Annotated in this window: 11 protein-coding genes; 7 read left to right on the top strand and 4 right to left on the bottom strand. The window is 52.1% G+C overall.

From position 1 onward, the window contains the following. Positions 1-2 precede the first annotated feature (2 nt). Positions 3-863 (bottom strand): hypothetical protein, encoded by an 861-nt coding sequence (locus IPM39_27045; GenBank protein ID MBK8989671.1) that lies wholly within the window; start codon positions 861-863, stop codon positions 3-5. Positions 864-1,053: 190 nt separating this feature from the next. Continuing rightward, positions 1,054-1,317 carry a hypothetical protein gene (locus IPM39_27040; GenBank protein ID MBK8989670.1) on the bottom strand — a complete coding sequence of 88 codons (264 nt, stop codon included), beginning with the start codon at positions 1,315-1,317 and terminating at the stop codon, positions 1,054-1,056. Between the two features lie 239 nt (positions 1,318-1,556). On the opposite strand from IPM39_27040, the gene IPM39_27035 reads away from it, so the two are divergent. The 7 genes from IPM39_27035 to IPM39_27005 all read left to right on the top strand — a co-directional run bounded on the left by IPM39_27035 (position 1,557) and on the right by IPM39_27005 (position 13,596). Continuing rightward, the gene (locus IPM39_27035; GenBank protein ID MBK8989669.1) at positions 1,557-4,979 is read left to right on the top strand and encodes a hypothetical protein; all 3,423 of its coding nucleotides are present in this window, start codon (positions 1,557-1,559) and stop codon (positions 4,977-4,979) included. 16 nt (positions 4,980-4,995) lie between these two features. Continuing rightward, entirely contained in the window at positions 4,996-5,643 is a 648-nt protein-coding gene (locus IPM39_27030; GenBank protein ID MBK8989668.1) for a GNAT family N-acetyltransferase, read from the top strand. 657 nt (positions 5,644-6,300) lie between these two features. Next, positions 6,301-7,335, top strand: coding sequence for an IS630 family transposase (locus IPM39_27025; protein ID MBK8989667.1), 1,035 nt, complete (start codon positions 6,301-6,303; stop codon positions 7,333-7,335). A 1,434-nt stretch (positions 7,336-8,769) separates the two neighbouring features. After that, a complete protein-coding gene (locus tag IPM39_27020) occupies positions 8,770-9,414 on the top strand; it encodes an exopolysaccharide biosynthesis protein (protein ID MBK8989666.1) in 645 nt (214 codons plus the stop codon). 236 nt (positions 9,415-9,650) lie between these two features. Beyond that, entirely contained in the window at positions 9,651-9,899 is a 249-nt protein-coding gene (locus IPM39_27015; protein ID MBK8989665.1) for a hypothetical protein, read from the top strand. A 515-nt stretch (positions 9,900-10,414) separates the two neighbouring features. Then, positions 10,415-10,684, top strand: a complete 270-nt coding sequence (locus IPM39_27010; protein MBK8989664.1) for a hypothetical protein — start codon at positions 10,415-10,417, stop codon at positions 10,682-10,684. Between the two features lie 233 nt (positions 10,685-10,917). Then, positions 10,918-13,596: a cation-translocating P-type ATPase gene (locus tag IPM39_27005; GenBank protein ID MBK8989663.1), complete on the top strand. Its 2,679-nt coding sequence runs from the start codon at positions 10,918-10,920 to the stop codon at positions 13,594-13,596. 369 nt (positions 13,597-13,965) lie between these two features. On the opposite strand, the gene IPM39_27000 is transcribed toward IPM39_27005, so the two are convergent. Continuing rightward, on the bottom strand, positions 13,966-15,921 hold the full coding sequence (locus IPM39_27000) for an APC family permease (GenBank protein MBK8989662.1): 1,956 nt from the start codon (positions 15,919-15,921) through the stop codon (positions 13,966-13,968). Between the two features lie 651 nt (positions 15,922-16,572). After that, complete coding sequence (locus IPM39_26995; protein MBK8989661.1) at positions 16,573-16,824, bottom strand: tyrosine-type recombinase/integrase; 252 nt, start codon at positions 16,822-16,824, stop codon at positions 16,573-16,575. Between the last annotated feature and the right edge of the window lie 11 nt (positions 16,825-16,835).

Raw genomic sequence — 16,835 nt, 5'->3', positions numbered from 1 at the left:
GGTTAACACCATCGATTTATCAGGTCTAATAGCTCTTTAGAAGGCCGCCCGCGACGTTTCGGTGGTGTCCAACGCGGTAACGGCACACGGTACATTAACAATTCATCGACTGTCCAGATATGGTCTGTCAACCCGGCAGCGATAGCCGGGGTGCGCTGCACCCAACGGTGGCCAAACTCGCCCACCGACAAGCGGCAACGCAAAGCGTGGTGGGTGTCACAGAGGTTGTAAAAGTAACCTGTGACATACATGGCTGCCGTCAATGTCGCTGTTTGCTGCGCCAGATGTCGGGTGCGGCGACTCAACCAACTCAGGCGAGAGCGAAAGGTGGCATTCAGCCGCTCAATGAAAGCCGTGTTGATAACACCAGATCCATTTTGCGTGGTGGTAATCAGGTCAGCCACTTGTTGCCGGTCGCCTTGAGCAATCCGTCGCTCAATCTCCAGCCCGGTCGGTAAGCGTCGCTTGATGACTTGCACAATGGCGACTTGAGACCAGGCATGCCATTGGCAACGACCCGGTTGACCCAAGCGAGGTATCTTACTGCGAAAGCTGCGCCCAAACGCTTTGACATAGCCCGGCAAGCCATCTACTGCCAACAACAAAGGGCGGCATAAGGCCATTTGGCGCACGCGATCGGTTAGGCTTTGCAGCAGAGCTATATCCCGCTGCGGACTAATCACCCCACCGAGCCAGAGACGTGTCGAGACCATGATCGCCAGGGCCATCCAGACCGAGCTACCCTGTACCTTAACTTTGATTTCATCCGCCTGCACCTGTTGTAAATCCAGGGATTGGCTGGCAACCACAGTTTCATGGACATTCTGGCAATGGACGACACCCGGCCAGATGAAAGTGGTCATATTTGGGGCGTTAGACTCCGCCAGTTAGAGCCAGAAAACTGCCAACTCTCAAGGGTACCTGGACGGCGAGATACCTGTTTGCCGTTACTAGAGCTATAGAACCAATCGCTAACCTTTGATTTCACGTATCCACATGGACTTCTAATTGGCTCAGACGTATTAAAGACACCAATTTTCACGAATTTTCCGCTTAGAACGGCTTAGAGAGGCGCTTGCGGATCCTGGCGAAGTCTAACGCCCCAAATATGACCTGTTTCATGTGGCCGGGTGTCCAGATAACAATTTGAGGGTCTGTTCGCAAACGATAAAATGGCGTGCCCTTGGTGATAACAAATGTTCGGTTGCACTCCGTACAATAACAGCGCTTTTCCTTTTGGCTATGGCTGCGGATGTTACCTTTTCCTACTTGTCCTCTTGCTGGACAATCATCATTAGGACAAAATTCCAGATTCATTGTGCCTCCTACTGATTCGTTTTGTTGAACAAACCAGTATGCCATAATGAATCTGATTTTGTAAAAATCTTGTGATTGAGTACTCAATCACGGTTTAATGGGTTGTACCCCAAACTCCCTTAGCGTAGGAAATCGTCCATTTGCTCCTAAAACCCCCTTATGCAAGGTTTAATGATAGAATAATCTGACAAACTTGAAGACAACATTCCAGTATTGTGGTAACACATAAGGAGTACGTCATGTCTTCAACGAAGTTCTCTGGGTTAATTCCTGTCCTCAGCGCCATCCCCTGCATCATGATTGGCGTGGCTATCAATGATCCCACCGTCGTCTTGTCGGCCATTGTTATGGAGGCGACTACGATTCAACTTAGTAAGTCCTGGGGCGTGCTAAAAGAACATTGGGTTCGAAACAGTTTCCTCCATGAAGAAATTCAGGATGCGCTGAATAAGTCTTTCCTGGAAGCGTTTGACAGCTTTGAAAAGGACTTTTTCCAGCGATCGGGTAGGCAACCGGACAGAACTTCTATCCAGGAACTGTGTAAAGTGCTGAAAACTCAAACCAGGAAAAACCTGTCGGCCGGGCCTTTGAAGCTGGTTGACGAGGGTTGTTTCGAGGCGTTCTTGCTGTCGAGATTCAAACCGCAGGCAACGTCTGGCGCAGTCGCCGCCCTGGTCAAGATGGTTTCCGACAACTGGCGCGACGAGCTTTCGTCGCACGATTCTACGTTTTACGACAAGTTTACAAAGTCCATTCTGCCGCTGTGGCAAGATTGTTTTTACAGAAATGTTATACACAAAGAAACTCTCTTCCGCGCTTATATGCTTTGGCAAGAGGCAGCGCAGATGGAGATATTGCGGCGGCTTGAGGATGGAGATCAGCGAATCGAGGCTTTGATCAGGCAGCTCTTGCCAGGGAATATCCGGGAAGGCATCAAGTTTACGGCGAACTTACCGAAGCGGGAAGAAGCCTTTTTCTTTCATAGTCATGACGCGGTTGATGCGTTGACAAGCGCGCTGAGAGAGAGCCGTAAGGTTGTCTTAACAGGACTGCCTGGCGCGGGTAAAACCATCACCGCCTTAAAAGTCGCCCATAACCTGCATCATGATCCTGGCTACTCTATCTTCTGGGTGAAGGCGAAGAGTGAGCTACAACTACTTGAAGAGTACGCCCGGCTGGCAGCGATTATGGGGATTGATCAGCGCCTCCCTGACAAACAAATAGAAGAGCAGCTTGAAGATCGCCGCTCTCTGGCGCGGACGGTCAAGGAAGCCATTGGGCAATATCCCCGCTGGTTGCTGGTCTTTGACAATATGGATGACTGGTTCTTCAAGGTAGCTGAAGATGCCCAGCAGACATTTACACAATATCTGGACATATTTGTGCCGGAATCAGAGAGTGGGCGGGTTTTAGTCACCAGTTGTGACCGGGCGGAAAAGATTGCGCAGACGAAGCGCTTTCGCAATATCGAGATGGGCCTGATGAGCGCGGAGGATGGGGCCAGGTTCTTGCTGCAACGCGCCGGCCTGCAAAACCACGCGCCAGAGTTGGTAGGGAAAGAGGCGACAGGCAGCACCGCCGGGGATCAGTACTGGCAAGATGCGCTGATGATCGCGAGTTCGTTGGGTGGCCTGCCGTTGGCGCTGGATCAGGCGGCAGCAGTGATTAAGGGGATGGCGGGGGAAAGATTTGGGTTCACCCTGGCCAGTTATTTGCAGATTTTCGAGGCGGAAAAGCATTCTTTTGTAAAGTTCGCCAAGGGGGATGGAGCGCAAGAATCTCTATTCAAGTCGTTTTCGATTGGTTTGAAGCGGTTGTCTGATACCCAACGGCCGTTTGCCCCCCACGCCATAGACCTCCTGAAACTCTGCGCCTTCTTGTCTCCCGCCAACATCCCCCTCCCCTTACTGGAAATCGCTTACAGCCTGCGTAACCCGGCGGAACACTCGGACGCCGACGTCCGCGCGGCCATCAAAGAAGCCTACGACGCCCGCCTCTTAGACTTCGACGCCGGTCAGCAGGTTGTCTCCCTGCACCAAATTGTGCAAAAAGTTCTCTGGGAGATGCTGCTGGACGACGGCAGCGCCGTCTTCTGGCTGCGGCAAACCGCCCTGGTCATCGCCAGAGCGCTCGACCGTGGCGCTGACTGGCTGCCCATGTTGTACCCCCACATCATCGCCCTGGATGGTTGCCTGCGCCAGTTTGAAGCAATGGAATTGATTGAAGACAACTTCTGGGAAGGTCTTGCCGGGGAAAGCAACGTTGCCCGATTGCAGACCATCATCAACGACATCAACGTTCTGCGGGCCATCCAAAATGGCGCCCGGTGGGAAATCTTACTCTTTGGCACAGAAGACCCAACCTATTCAGACGTCGCCCACTCCTATTCAGGCTGGCATACGGTCCAGGAGCCAGAATGGTTAGAGAGGATGGAGCATATGCTGGCCTCCATCAGCCGCGTTTGTAATCCGCACCGGGCGCGGAACGTCTTTGCCTGCGTTTACTTATTGACCCATTACTGGTGGGATTTTTACCTGACGGGCGACAACATCTCTGAGCCTCTGTTAGACATCTGGGAAAAGACCCATGCCGACGCTGAGGATAGGGAATACGTCCGTTGGCTGCGCCAGATTGGCGATACCTATCCGCCGGAACGGAAGTTTTGGCTGCGCGAATCGGTTCAGATGCGCGGGAACTGGATGCGGGTGGGCAAAGCAGCGACAGCCTTAAAGGAAGCCCTGGCCAGCGACATCCCCGAACTGGAACAGGATACGCCTGCTTACCGCTATGCCCTATCAATCCTGAACGTCTATCTGGCTGAAGCCGGATCAACTTACCCCAAAATGAATCAGGAACCGGATGTGGACGCGCTTGCCTTGCTGGAGGAAGCGGGGTCTATGTTATACCAGAATGGGGACTCTTTTCACGCGAGCTGGGTGATTCGGGAGGTGTGCGAAACTTGCTTGCGCCTGGGCAAGCAATATCGTTCGCTGGCTACCTACCGTTCAGGTCAACGGGATACGTTGCTGGCCAGGTCTAAAGAGCTTTTTGAGCGAGTACAGGGTGAGGCGCAGCGGGGAATTGGCGATGCAGTGGAGATCGCCCAACGGCAAGAAGACGTTTTAGATTTGGAGATCATCGCCAATTTTTACCGCGTTTTGGCCGATGTCTCTTGGGAGAAAGATAAGGATGGCGCGGCAACGGCCGTTTACCACGCCCTGGCCATCTTTACAGCCTACGTCTGGCTGGGCGAGGAATGGGACGTGTACAGCCTGGAGTTTTTGGGTGAGCAAGTGGAGCGGTTTCTCGCCTGGCTTGAGTTGGTTTCTACCATCGAGCCGGACAATCTTCCAGACATTCTGACCTTAACCGGACGGTTCTGGAACGGCCGTTCCCCCACCCCCGATACACTTTCTCACCTTCTCGCATCGGGCAACCTACTCCAGGTTCTGGCGCTTCTCCTGCCGGAACGTCCTGACAAAGTAGAGACTCCGGGCGAACCGGCCGCCGCCTACAGCGCAATGCGCTACAATCTGGTAGAAACCACCCTGCGGAACCTGGCCGCCTTGAGTCAGAAACACGCTCCCCTCACCCCCATCATCGCCGCCTGCCAACCGGCCCTCCGCCAGATCAAAGCGCAGATTGATTCGGCCGAAGCATAGAGATAAGGCGCAGAAAATGGAAAATCCCCTAACCTTCACCATCCGCGAAATCACAAGTAGTGATGACCCCGCCTGGCCCATCTGGGTAGAACTATACCTCGGCTGCTTCCCCTACGACGAACGAGTTCCTGTCTCCTACTTCCTCGATCTGTTTACTGCCCTGGCCGAAGGCGAACGAATGCCCGAACACATATGGGTGATGGAACAATTCCCGGCCGGCGCAGATCCCCAGGAAACTGGAAGCGCAAATGTCGTTGGCATGGCGTTCACCGAATTCGAGCCAGAATCGGCTCTGGCTTTCCTCTGGTACATCGCTACCAAGCCAGGGGTACGTAATCAAGGATATGGCACGATCCTCTATGATTATCTGGCACAGACATTCCAGAAACAGCAGGCGAAAGTGATGTTGATCGAAGTAGAAATGCCAGATGCGGCCGAGGATCCCGTAGTCGCCCTGCGACGGATCAACTGGTACAGACGGCTGGGGGCGCAAGTCATCCAGGGTATTCGTTACTTCCAATTTATCAGCCCGGACATTCTCCCCAAAGAGATGTGGCTGATGGCCCACCTGTTCGCCAGCCTGGACGCCGTCGAACTCTTCGCCCTGACCAAAGCCTATTTCACTGAATACGTCAGTCAACAAGAAACTGTTCGTTTGGAATGATCAATGCTGGTTGACTTAAGTTGACGTAACCACGCAATATAGGTCCAAAATCGGAATACGGCTTTTGTTGTGCCACATTGAGTAACATTTTGGGCCAAATTCGGCACTGAGGGTCATGATTTAGCTGAAAATGCCAAGCGTTAGAGATTTTTTCGACCAATTTCGTTCAATTTGCCTTAATTTCCAGTCTGACTCAGTTCAAAGGTGAGTAATGAACCTAAAGCACGGTTAAAATCATTGAGAAAAGGGCTTAATGTGGCACATTTTCTGCCATATTCTGATTTTGGACCTATCCCACAATTATTGAGAACAGCCTACAAAATCTTCTACCGGCTTCCAGAGTAATCGGTTACCCAATAGGCTGTTCTCAAAAACTATGAAACGGCATTCTCAAAAATTATGGAACAGATTCTCAACATATAGGCCCACGGGTAGTCGGGTAGGCGGCCAGCGCACAGCTTAACCTGTGTTTCCAACCGCCCCCCACCGAACCGGGCTTGAACCTTTCAATTCACCTCGGCTCTCCAGAAACCTCAACATATCGTTGACTATACCTTCAATGGTCATAAACTGACATTTTAACCTGAAAATGGCTTGGCAAGCGGCGCAGCAAGGCTATACTTTGGCATTTTGCTCATTCGCCAAGGAGTTGTCAGCATGATTAAGCTCACATTCACGCCCGAAGAAATTGACCGGTTGCACAAAGAACGCACCCAGCATTCACATCCCCGTGTGCGCCAGCGTATGGAAGCAGTTTATCTTAAGGCGCTCAAACTTTCTCACCAGGAGATTGGGCGCATCGTTCGTATTAGTCAAACAACCCTGCGCGAATATCTCTTGTTGTATGAACGTGGCGGCATCGAAGCTCTGCAAGAACTGAACTTCAACCAGCCCAAAAGTGAACTGGAAGATTATCAAGATGAACTGCGCCGGGAGTTTGATCAGAAACCGGCAGTCACCTTGGCTGAAGCAGCCGACCGCATTGAAAAGTTGACTGGTTTACGCCGCAGCCCAACACAAGTCGGCGAATTTCTCAAGAAGTTAGGCTTGAAACGGCGCAAAGTCGGCCAGATACCAGCCAAAGCTGACCCAGAAAAACAGCAAGAATTCCTAACCAAAGAACTCGAACCGCGCTTGCAGGAAACGCAAGAAGGTAAACGCCACCTCTTTTTCATAGACGCCGCCCACTTTGTTTTGCAGCCTTTCTTGGGTTTTCTCTGGTGTCTAGCCCGTATTTTCATCAAAGCGCCCGCCGGTCGTCAGCGATTTAATGTTCTAGGCGCTTTGCACGCCTCCACTTTGCAATTGGTTTCCGTCACCAATTGCGACTACATCAATAGCCGAAGCGTGGTAGACCTCCTGCATAAGCTTGCCGCTCTTTTTACTGATTTGCCGATCACGCTGGTGCTAGACAATGCCCGCTACCAGCGCTGTCATTTCGTTCAGGATATCGCCGCCGAGTTGGGAATCGAGCTTCTCTTTTTACCGCCCTATTCGCCTAACCTAAACTTAATTGAGCGTCTCTGGAAGTTCGTTAAAAAGCAGTGTCTCTACTCCCAATACTACGAGAAGTTCGCCGATTTTAAGCAGGCCATTGAGGATTGTTTGGACGAAGTCTCCGGCAAGTTCAAAGAAAGATTGAGCAGCCTGCTTACCCTCAATTTTCAAACTTTCGAAAATGTCAGTTTATGACCGTTGGTAGTATATATTCAGATACTTGTCTGCTGGGAGCATTTCGCTTGACATGACTTTTTCCTGAATATTGGTTTCCTGTGACCCTTCGCCATGTAAACGGCTCTCCCGTTCTCAGACTACTACGGTCACTCCGTTACCGTGAGTAACGGCCGTTACGCCATTACTCCATTAGGCAATCCCGTGTTCCGCGACACTTGCACGTTATAGGCCAACTTAGGTTCTCCGTTTGTTCCCTTGCCATTGCTCATTGCAATAGGTTCCAGGGGGGTCAACAACCTTCGGGCATTTGTTAATCCCGTCAGTCACCCTTGGACACAAGCAGTAGGTAAGGTTCCTTGTGGGTGTGGCGTTTCACCAATGGGAACTAGAGTTCAGGCAGTATAGCTTTAACCTTATTGGCCGGGTCTCGCGGAGTCATCTTGGCGTTGCTTACCACACCTCAACCCGCTTTTCCTTGATGCTATGTTCCCCACGCCCCTTTCGGGAAGCCTTTCGGGCTATGGTCGTGGTTACTTGGATGACCCTCTTGTTAATGTTGACGAACAGGAGCTTCCTTTGGAAGCGATGCAAAGTGCCCGTTTCACGGCGCACACAAATTAACCATATGGGGCAATCTCTCGAGTACTGAAAGCGTAAATATGTGAAAAAGTCCCGATAATTTCTCATATGCACTCGAGAGCCTGCCTCATATGGCGGGTTTGTTACCCACAGGCGGGATTGATGACCAGTCGCACGCAGAGGGATGATGCTGTTCCCTGTTCACAAGGGGTTGGGGATTGCACCCAACATCGAACAGTCAGTTGTCAAGGTTCTGGTTAGCCAAACCTGCTACCTTGCTGCTCATCCCCCGGCCAAACGGCCGGTTTCGAGCAAACGAATCGCACCACAATGATTGGAACAGAATTAGGACACAGAACATAATGTACCCACAATAAACCACTTTTCCCGAGAGAACCACCGTCATCCAAGTAAAGTTCTCTCGCTAAACAATTGTCCTCTGGTAACGAACGTGCAAAACAGGTCTTCCATTTATCGTTATCATAAGAATAAAGGTTTTGCGGAGCCATTTTAGCACAGTAATCGATACAAAATATCCTATGTCCTAATTCTGTTCCAATCATTGTGGAAGCCCATCTACAGGCGCTAGTCGAGGAGTTATCCTCTAAACATCTGCCTTTCTTCGACTAAGATTCAGGATGGTAGGGCTATTTTTTCTGATAATATCGATGTATCGACTCCCAGGTTGCGTTTTGGCGGGGGAAATGCAAAGAACCCCGTCCTGAACCGTAGGTAGCGGAAATTGCGTAGTCTACAAGGTATTGGTATAAACGATGCGCTTTGCCATTCAGTCCCAACTTCAGGCAAAATGAAAGGCAGGGCGATTGTAATGAGAATTGACACACATTGAAGAGGTAAAAAGTTATGCAGAATATGGAACTGATCAACGGAGAGTTGAGAGCCGAATCGGTGGGGGAAAAGCTCGAGGCGGTTATCAAAAAAATGCCGCCCATAGAGATCACCCTGAAAGAAATATTGGACATGATCGGCGATGACAGCCTGATGTTCCTCACAATATTCCTGTCATTGGTTTTTCTGGTTCCTGTTTCCATTCCCGGCGTCAGTACCGTGTTTGGCAGCACCATTTTACTGATCGGCGTTTCACGCTTATTTAGACGCGGCTTGTGGCTGCCAGAGCGCATTGCACATCGTACGATTTCGGCTGAGAAGCTGAAGGCCGTTTTAAATAGAGCGCTGGTCTGGTTTCGGCGGCAGGAAAAAGTGAGCCGCCCCCACCGCATGAACTGGCTGACCACTGAAGGAAAGATGGATATTTTTAATTCACTTTCTTTCATATTTGCCGCTGTTCTGTTGATGGCGCCGTTTGGCTTTATTCCGTTTAGCAACACGCTGCCTGCTATCGCACTTATTTTTCTGGCGGTGGGATCAATGCAAAAAGATGGGGGCAGCATCTTATGGGGACACCTGTCGAATGTGGCTAGCGTCATTTATTTTTCCGCTCTGGTAGCCGGCGGCGGCATGACATTCTTTGAAATATGGCGGTATTTTTCAGGATAAGGGAAGCGGGTTGTTTTCTTTGATACCGGGTCTCCTGGCATAGTCCACATCTAGCAAACAGGCATAAACATGACGCCGCTGCATTTTCTACAAAATTGAGAAAATGCAGCGGCGTTTTTGATTGTGATTCAGACCTCTTATGCCAGACCTCTTTTTTTATCGGTTGGTGATAATCTCACCTGACCACCGCTCAACGGAATATTTCCGTACAAGGCTTAGCACAAGGCGGTGATTACATGTGGATGGTCAAGGGAAATCAACCCACATTGCAAGAAGATGTGCAACGGTTTTTCACAACCCCACGACAAGCGCCTGGATGGCAGCCACCCCAAATGCCTAAAGAAACAGCGCAAAGTGTGGACAAAAATCATGGTCGCGTAGAAATAAGACGGATTACCGTGATTTCAGATGAAGAAAACTTCATTCAGTGGCCAGGCTTACGCCAAGTATTCCAACGAGAGCGCCAAGTGTTCAATCCGAAATAGGGCACAAAAACCATCGAATTTTTTTATGGCATTACCAGTATGATGTCTCGACCAGGTTATGCCACCCTACTTCTGGATTGGACGAGGCTACACTGGGGAATAGAGAATGGTTTACATCGCCGACGAGATGTGACACTGGGAGAAGATGCTATCCGAATGAGCAACACGCATCAGGCCAGAGTGTTAGCGACTATCCATAATTTTATAATCGCAATAGCACAATGTATGGGTTTTGATAATCTGGCACATGCACGACGAGTTTTTCAAGCAAGATTGGATGCAGCTTTGTTTTCAGGCTGACTTTGGAAACGACCTGCCCTAGAGAAGCGCATCATTGATATAATCGCCCGCATCCTATATACTCTAGATACTCCGATGGGGAGTAGCCGCCCGGCTCACCGGGATGGGCAGCCGTCAAGACGGAAAGCAATTTCCCGGTTGTCTGAGTTCAAGCGCAAGACCATCGCCTTCAAGGTGATGGTCTTTTTTTATTTACATGACTATTGAGAAAAAGAATGCGATTTGTGCCCCTGCTCATATTTCTCGTTATTGCTGGCCTGGCATTGCCCGTACTCATAGCTGCCGAATGCTCTGACCAGGCAATATCCGTTTCTGAGGCAGGCGATTACAACCTGTTTGAGCAGATTGATTTTGATGAAGAGCTTATTATGCCCAATGTTGGGGGATGGATAAGTAGATTAAACGCTTCCAAGGCATCATGGATGCAAGTTCGTCGGCAATCACATTTCTTGCTTCCTGTTCCACCACCTCCAAAATACGCATAATCTCATAAAACCTGCGCATATGTTCTCGTGGCCTAGTTGTACCGGCCGCGCCACATGCTATGACGAAAGCGTGTGAGCATCCAATGATATTGCTGCAAGTGTATCCATCTGCCTCGCCAATTCTGGCGTCAACAACCGGACATGCGAAACTCGCTGCCATGCTTATACAATCATTTTAGAGGCAGTTTTGATTTCCCAAGAAGACTTTCCACAACCTGGAGATAAAAGACAACATGCAAACACAATCCTGGCATACCCTTACCCGGGATGACACCCTCATACAACTGAATACCAGCCCCAATGGCCTGGATACCACCGAAGCGGCCAAACGTCTGCAAGAAAACGGCCCCAACGAGCTACAGGCCGCCCATCGTGTTTCGCCATGGGCACTTCTGCTCGAACAATTCAAAAATGTGCTGATATTGATTCTGCTCGGTGCGACGATCATTTCGCTCTTTCTGGGACACGGCATCGAATCGGTGGTGATCGCCATCATCGTGCTGTTTGCCGTAGGACTGGGTTTCGTGCAGGAATACCGCGCCGAACGCGCCATCGAAGCCCTACGTCAGATGGCCGCTCCCACGGCCACTGTGCTGCGCGATGGGACAGAAAGCAAAATCCCGGCCCGCGAGGTGGTTCCGGGGGAGGTTATCCTGCTGCGCACCGGCGACCGCATCCCCGCTGACGCCCGCCTGCTCGAAACGGTCAACCTGCAAATCGAGGAAGCCGCCCTGACGGGGGAATCGGTGCCGGTGGAAAAGCATGTGCGTGCTCTGGAAAACGCCGATATGCCCCTCGGCGACCGCAAAAACATGGCCTACGCCGGGACCGCTGTCACCTACGGCCGTGGCAAGGCACTGGTGACAGCCACCGGCATGAACACCGAGTTTGGCAAGATCGCCAAAATGCTGCAAGACGTAGAAAGCGGCAAGACCCCACTCCAGCAAAATCTCGACAAGGTCGGAACCATGCTGGCGCGGGTGGCATTTGTCGTCGTGGCGATCATCGTTGCCCTGGGGCTGCTGCGCGGCCAACCCCTCATCGAGATGCTGATCTTCGGCATTGCCCTGGCCGTGGCCGTTGTGCCCGAGGCGCTGCCGGCCGTGGTGACGATTTCGCTGGCCATCGGTGTGCAAAAAATGGTCAAGCGCAACGCCCTGATCCGCCGCCTACATGCCGTGGAGACGCTCGGCAGCACCTCGGTGATCTGCTCCGATAAAACTGGCACGCTGACCAAAGATGAGATGACCATCCGCCGCCTGTACTGCGCCGGGCAGATAGTCAGCGTCTCGGGTGCGGGTTACACTCCCGAAGGTGCCTTCTCGACCAATGGCGGCATACCCGGTGGGCACTCTCCTGCCTTACGCCAGATGCTCACCGCCGCCGCCCTGGCCTCCGACACGCGCCTGGTGCAGACTGATAACGGCGGTTGGGACATCAAAGGCGATCCCACCGAGGGAGCGTTGATTGTGGCGGCGGCCAAGGCCGGGCTGCAAAAGGATGCTCTCGACGCCGATCACCCGCGCGTACAGGAAATCCCCTTCTCCTCCGAAACCAAGCGCATGACTACCCTGCACGAGGCCGATGGAATCACCACCGCCTACGCCAAAGGCGCGCCGGAAGTGATCCTGGCTGACTGCGATTTTGTGCTGACTGAAAACGGTGTGGCTCCGCTGGATTCTGCCGCCCGCGAAGACATCCTGGCCCAGGCGCAGACGCTGGCTGGCGAGGCCTTGCGCGTGCTGGGGATCGCCTCTAAATCCAATGTGACCCTCGAAACCGCCGAGCAGGGTATGACCTTCTTAGGGCTGGCCGGCATGATTGACCCGCCGCGCGCCGAAGCAAAAGCCGCCATCGCCCTTTGCGCTGAGGCTGGCATCCGCCCGGTGATGATCACTGGCGACCACCCGCTCACGGCACAGGCGGTGGCGCGTGAACTGGGCCTGCTGCACAAAGGCGGACGGGTGGTGACTGGGGCTGAGTTGGAAGAAATGAGTGACGAGGAATTAGGCCGCGACGTGGAAGATATCAGCGTGTATGCTCGCGTCTCCCCCTCGCACAAGTTGCGTGTCGTTACGGCCTGGCAATCGCGCGGCCACATCGTCGCTATGACTGGCGACGGCGTTAACGACGCTCCGGCGCTCAAAAAGGCCGATATCGGCATTGCAATGGGCATCACCGGCACCGACGTGACGAAGGAAGCCGCCGCCATGACCCTCACCGACGACAACTTCGCCTCCATTGTGGCCGCTGTTGAAGAAGGCCGCGGCGTGTTCGGTAACATCAAAAAATACCTGATGTACCTGCTCTCCTCCAACATCGGCGAGATCGGCCTGATGGCTGGTTCGGTGCTTTTGGGCCTGCCGCTGCCCCTGACGGCCGTGCAAATCCTCTACGTCAACCTCGCCACCGACGGCCTGCCAGCCCTGGCGCTCGCGGTAGACCCGCCCGAAACCGACCTGATGAAACGCCAGCCGCGCGACCCCCGCACAGGCATCTTCACCCGCCCGGTCGTGGCGTTGATGGTGCTGGGCGGTCTGTGGTCCACTTTGATCAACCTGGGGTTGTTTACCTGGGCGCTCAACGTGGGCAAGAGCCTAGAAGAAGCGATGACAATGACCTTCGTTTCGCTCGTGCTGATCCAGTTCTTCAAAGCCTACAACTTCCGTTCTGACCGGCATTCGATCTTCAATAAGCCATTTGCGAACAAATGGCTCAATCTCGCCATCGTGTGGGAAATCGCGCTGCTGTTCGTCATTTTGTACGTCCCATTCTTGAACGTTGCGTTTGGCACCTACTACCTGCCACTGGAAGATTGGTTGATCATTAGCGTTCTATCCGTGACGATTGTGCCGGTGCTGGAACTGGCAAAATGGATGATCCGCAAGGGGTGGCTGGGAAAAACCAGCTAAAACCAATACCCGGCCACAAGATACTGTTGGCGAATTCCCATTTTGCTTCAGAATTAGGCAGCCATGGATGTTGGCGCCAATCTGGCCCAAAATCAGAATACGGCAGAAAATGTGCCACATTAAGCACTTTTCTCAATGATTTTAACCGTGCTTTGGATTCATTACTCACCTTTGAGCTGAGTCAGATCGGAAAGTAAGGCAGATTGAACACAATTTATTGGAAAACCCCCTAACACTTGGTATTTTGAACTAAATCATGATCTTCAGTGCCGAATTTGGCTCAAAATGTTATTCAATGTGGCATAAAAAAAGCTGTATTCTGATTTTGGGCCATTTTGTCAAAAGTCGAACAGCTACGGGAGCCAATGTTCAAGTCCGCTGTTGCTCTGCCTGGAGCGCTTCTGCCTTGTGATTGGCCGCAGGAATATGGAACGGTACGTCAATCACAATTACGTTTTCGCAGGTACGTAAATGGCGGCGCATCAGGTTGGCTGTTTGATTGTGCAGTATACGAGCGTAAGCTTCGGTTGGCACAAATTCGGGAATCACCACAGTGATCAACCAGCCTGGAAACTCGTTATTGTTAACCGTTTGTATGTAGTTTACTAACGGTGCTAACACATCGCGGTAATCATAGTCAATGATCACCAGGCTAACGCTTTCTGTCAGTTTGGGGAAGCGTGCCCAACGTCGTTCTACTCGTTGCCGCATCTCTGGTGTTGTGGCGATGCAGACAGCGCGTACGTCGCCAGCGATTCGTTTGGCATATTGCAGTGCCTGCAGCGTCCCGCGATGAACATCAGCCAGCGGTACGATGACCACGTTTGCTACTTCGACCAGATTGTCCTCGCTAAGCTCTCGCGTGCTTAGGGTCTGTGCCACTATCTGATAGTGCTTGTTGATCTGGTCAAAGGCGAGTACTATCAATGGGATAGCCAGTACGACAATCCATGCCCCGTCCAGTAATTTGGTAGCCGTCAGGATGATAAAAACGGTGCCTGTGGTGACGGCGCCGGCAATATTCAGTGCCTTTTTCCAGAGCCAGTTGCGTTCATAATGGATTATGGTGACTTCGGTAACGGCCGTTTCCCCTGGTTTGAGCCGTCCGATCTTACCCATTAACTGCGACATCCCCGCCTGTGATAGAGTGAAACTCAACATCACGCCCAACGCATAAAGGGGCAACATGGCAATCTCATCGGCCTGAAAGATCAAGACAATCAGTGACGAAACAACGGCTAGAACTGCGATGCCGGAGCTGAATACGAGCCGGTCGCCGCGGTTTTGCATCCAGCGCGGTAAAAAACCATCGTTGGCCAAAAAAGAACTCAACCGGGGAAAGTCCTGATAGCCTGTGTTGGCCGCAAGAAACAGGATCAGGGCGGTGAAGATTTGCACCCAGTAGTAGATAATACCCGTCCCCACCACCTGTCGCGTCATCTGCGAAAGGATACTTTCGCCATGTTCGGTGGGAACCAGATGCATCCGGGTGGCTAAAAAGGTGATGCCAACAAACAAGGACATAGCAATGATGCCCATCGCCACCATGGTTTTGGCTGCGTTTTTAGCTTCCGGTGGCTTAAACGCCTTAACACCGTTGCTGATGGCTTCAATGCCCGTCAGCGCCGTGCAGCCACCGGCAAAAGCCCGCAGTAACAACCAGATATAGGCAAAACCAGCCAGCGAGGCCGTCGCTGGCACACTTTCCTCAAAAGAGGGTAGGGGCTGCAGGCCAAACAGTCCGGCATATCGGGCCAGACCAATGCCAACAGTTAACAGCACGCCCCCCACGAAAGCATAGGTGGGCAGGGCAAAGATAGAGCCGCTTTCTCGTACACCCCGCAAGTTAACCCAGGTAATAATGGCAATGGCCACCAGAGCAATCAAAACACGATATTCAAAGGCTTCGGGTACGGCCGACGTTAAGGCCCGGACCCCGGCAGAAACAGACACGGAAACGGTCAGTATGTAATCAATAAGTAGAGTCGCCCCGGCCAACAGAGATGGGTACTTCCCCAAGTTGTCTTTGGCAACAGTGTAGGCGCCACCGCCATCTGGGTAGTGGAGGATGGTCTGGATGTAGCTAAACACGACCATCAATACAAGCAAGGCAACGCCCATCGCTATGGGCAAAGTCAGGGCCAGGGCACTGCTGCCCAGAAGGATAAGGACGCTCATGATGGCTTCTGTAGCGTAAGCGTTGCTGCTGATGGGATCGGACGCGAAAACTGCCAGACCGCGCACTTTGTCCAGACGTTCGTGGACTTCCTGGCTGGTGGGAAATGGTTTACCGATCAGCGTTCGTTTAAGGTCGGGAATTGCCATTGGATTATTCTCCATTGTTTGTCAGACATAAAAACACCCTCACAGAGATTGGACTTTTGACAAACAGTTTAACATAAATAGATTTGCCAAATAAGCGAAACTGCTCCATTCATAGTGTATGACAACCAAATCGTACACAACTGAATTAGAGCAGTTCTGACAACAACTTTACCAGAACTTTAACAATCGAGCCGATACTTTGATGGAATTAGTGGACGCCCAGTGCAGTTTTCCAGAGGCACAAAGCGCCAGAGAGTTAAATCTAGCGACTTGCTTGCGGTGAGGACGTGCGTCGCTCTCTGCAGCCATTGCCGACTGCCAGTGGACAGGTGAAGACCTGTCACACCTGACGGTACCCTATGTCCCCCGACCGAAAGAACGGCCGTTTTGGTTGATAGACGCAGATGTCACCCCGCGGCTCCAACCTTTTGCCACCACCCTGGAGGATCGGGGCATGGTCTATCAACCTAATGGGGTCAAAGGCATTAAGTTGGTCGGCGCGGGACATCAATACTCGACCACAGCCCTGTTGCCAGAGGCCGAATGCGACAGCAGCTCTGGTTGACTTGTGCCCCTGGCCACAGAGTGCGTCCAGACCATTGCTGATAGGGGTAAAACAAACATTGCTGTCACCAGCCGCCACATTTTCAGCTATCGGGCATAGGCATTGAGATCAATTTGGCTAACTCGACGGGCCATTTCCGCCTCGGTAGGTTGGACATAAATCTGTGTTGTCTGAATGGAGGTGTGTCCGAGCAATCTTGCCAATCCTACCAAATCCCCTGGATGACGAAGCAAGTAGCGGGTGGCAAAGGTGTGCCGTAAACTATGGGGAGTGGCTTCGGCCGGAACCTGCCCTAGCGATGCAGCCTGCTGGATAGCCTGCCCAATCATCCGGCTCATTTCTCGAATAC

Origin of the sequence: Candidatus Leptovillus gracilis, assembly GCA_016716065.1 — a bacterium.
GTDB classification, from domain to species: domain Bacteria; phylum Chloroflexota; class Anaerolineae; order Promineifilales; family Promineifilaceae; genus Leptovillus; species Leptovillus gracilis.
Note: the sequence above shows the minus strand (reverse complement) of the source record. Positions and strands in the feature narration are given on the sequence as shown.

Excerpts from the sequence above, each read along its gene's own strand:
- IPM39_27035 (MBK8989669.1), top strand. The coding sequence starts at position 1,557 with ATGTCTTCAACGAAGTTCTCTGGGTTAATTCCTGTCCTCAGCGCCATC.
- IPM39_26995 (MBK8989661.1), bottom strand. The coding sequence starts at position 16,824 with ATGAGCCGGATGATTGGGCAGGCTATCCAGCAGGCTGCATCGCTAGGG.
- IPM39_27030 (MBK8989668.1), top strand. The coding sequence starts at position 4,996 with ATGGAAAATCCCCTAACCTTCACCATCCGCGAAATCACAAGTAGTGAT.
- IPM39_27000 (MBK8989662.1), bottom strand. The coding sequence starts at position 15,921 with ATGGCAATTCCCGACCTTAAACGAACGCTGATCGGTAAACCATTTCCC.
- IPM39_27040 (MBK8989670.1), bottom strand. The coding sequence starts at position 1,317 with ATGAATCTGGAATTTTGTCCTAATGATGATTGTCCAGCAAGAGGACAA.
- IPM39_27025 (MBK8989667.1), top strand. The coding sequence starts at position 6,301 with ATGATTAAGCTCACATTCACGCCCGAAGAAATTGACCGGTTGCACAAA.
- IPM39_27045 (MBK8989671.1), bottom strand. The coding sequence starts at position 863 with ATGACCACTTTCATCTGGCCGGGTGTCGTCCATTGCCAGAATGTCCAT.
- IPM39_27020 (MBK8989666.1), top strand. The coding sequence starts at position 8,770 with ATGGAACTGATCAACGGAGAGTTGAGAGCCGAATCGGTGGGGGAAAAG.
- IPM39_27010 (MBK8989664.1), top strand. The coding sequence starts at position 10,415 with ATGCGATTTGTGCCCCTGCTCATATTTCTCGTTATTGCTGGCCTGGCA.
- IPM39_27005 (MBK8989663.1), top strand. The coding sequence starts at position 10,918 with ATGCAAACACAATCCTGGCATACCCTTACCCGGGATGACACCCTCATA.
- IPM39_27015 (MBK8989665.1), top strand. The coding sequence starts at position 9,651 with ATGTGGATGGTCAAGGGAAATCAACCCACATTGCAAGAAGATGTGCAA.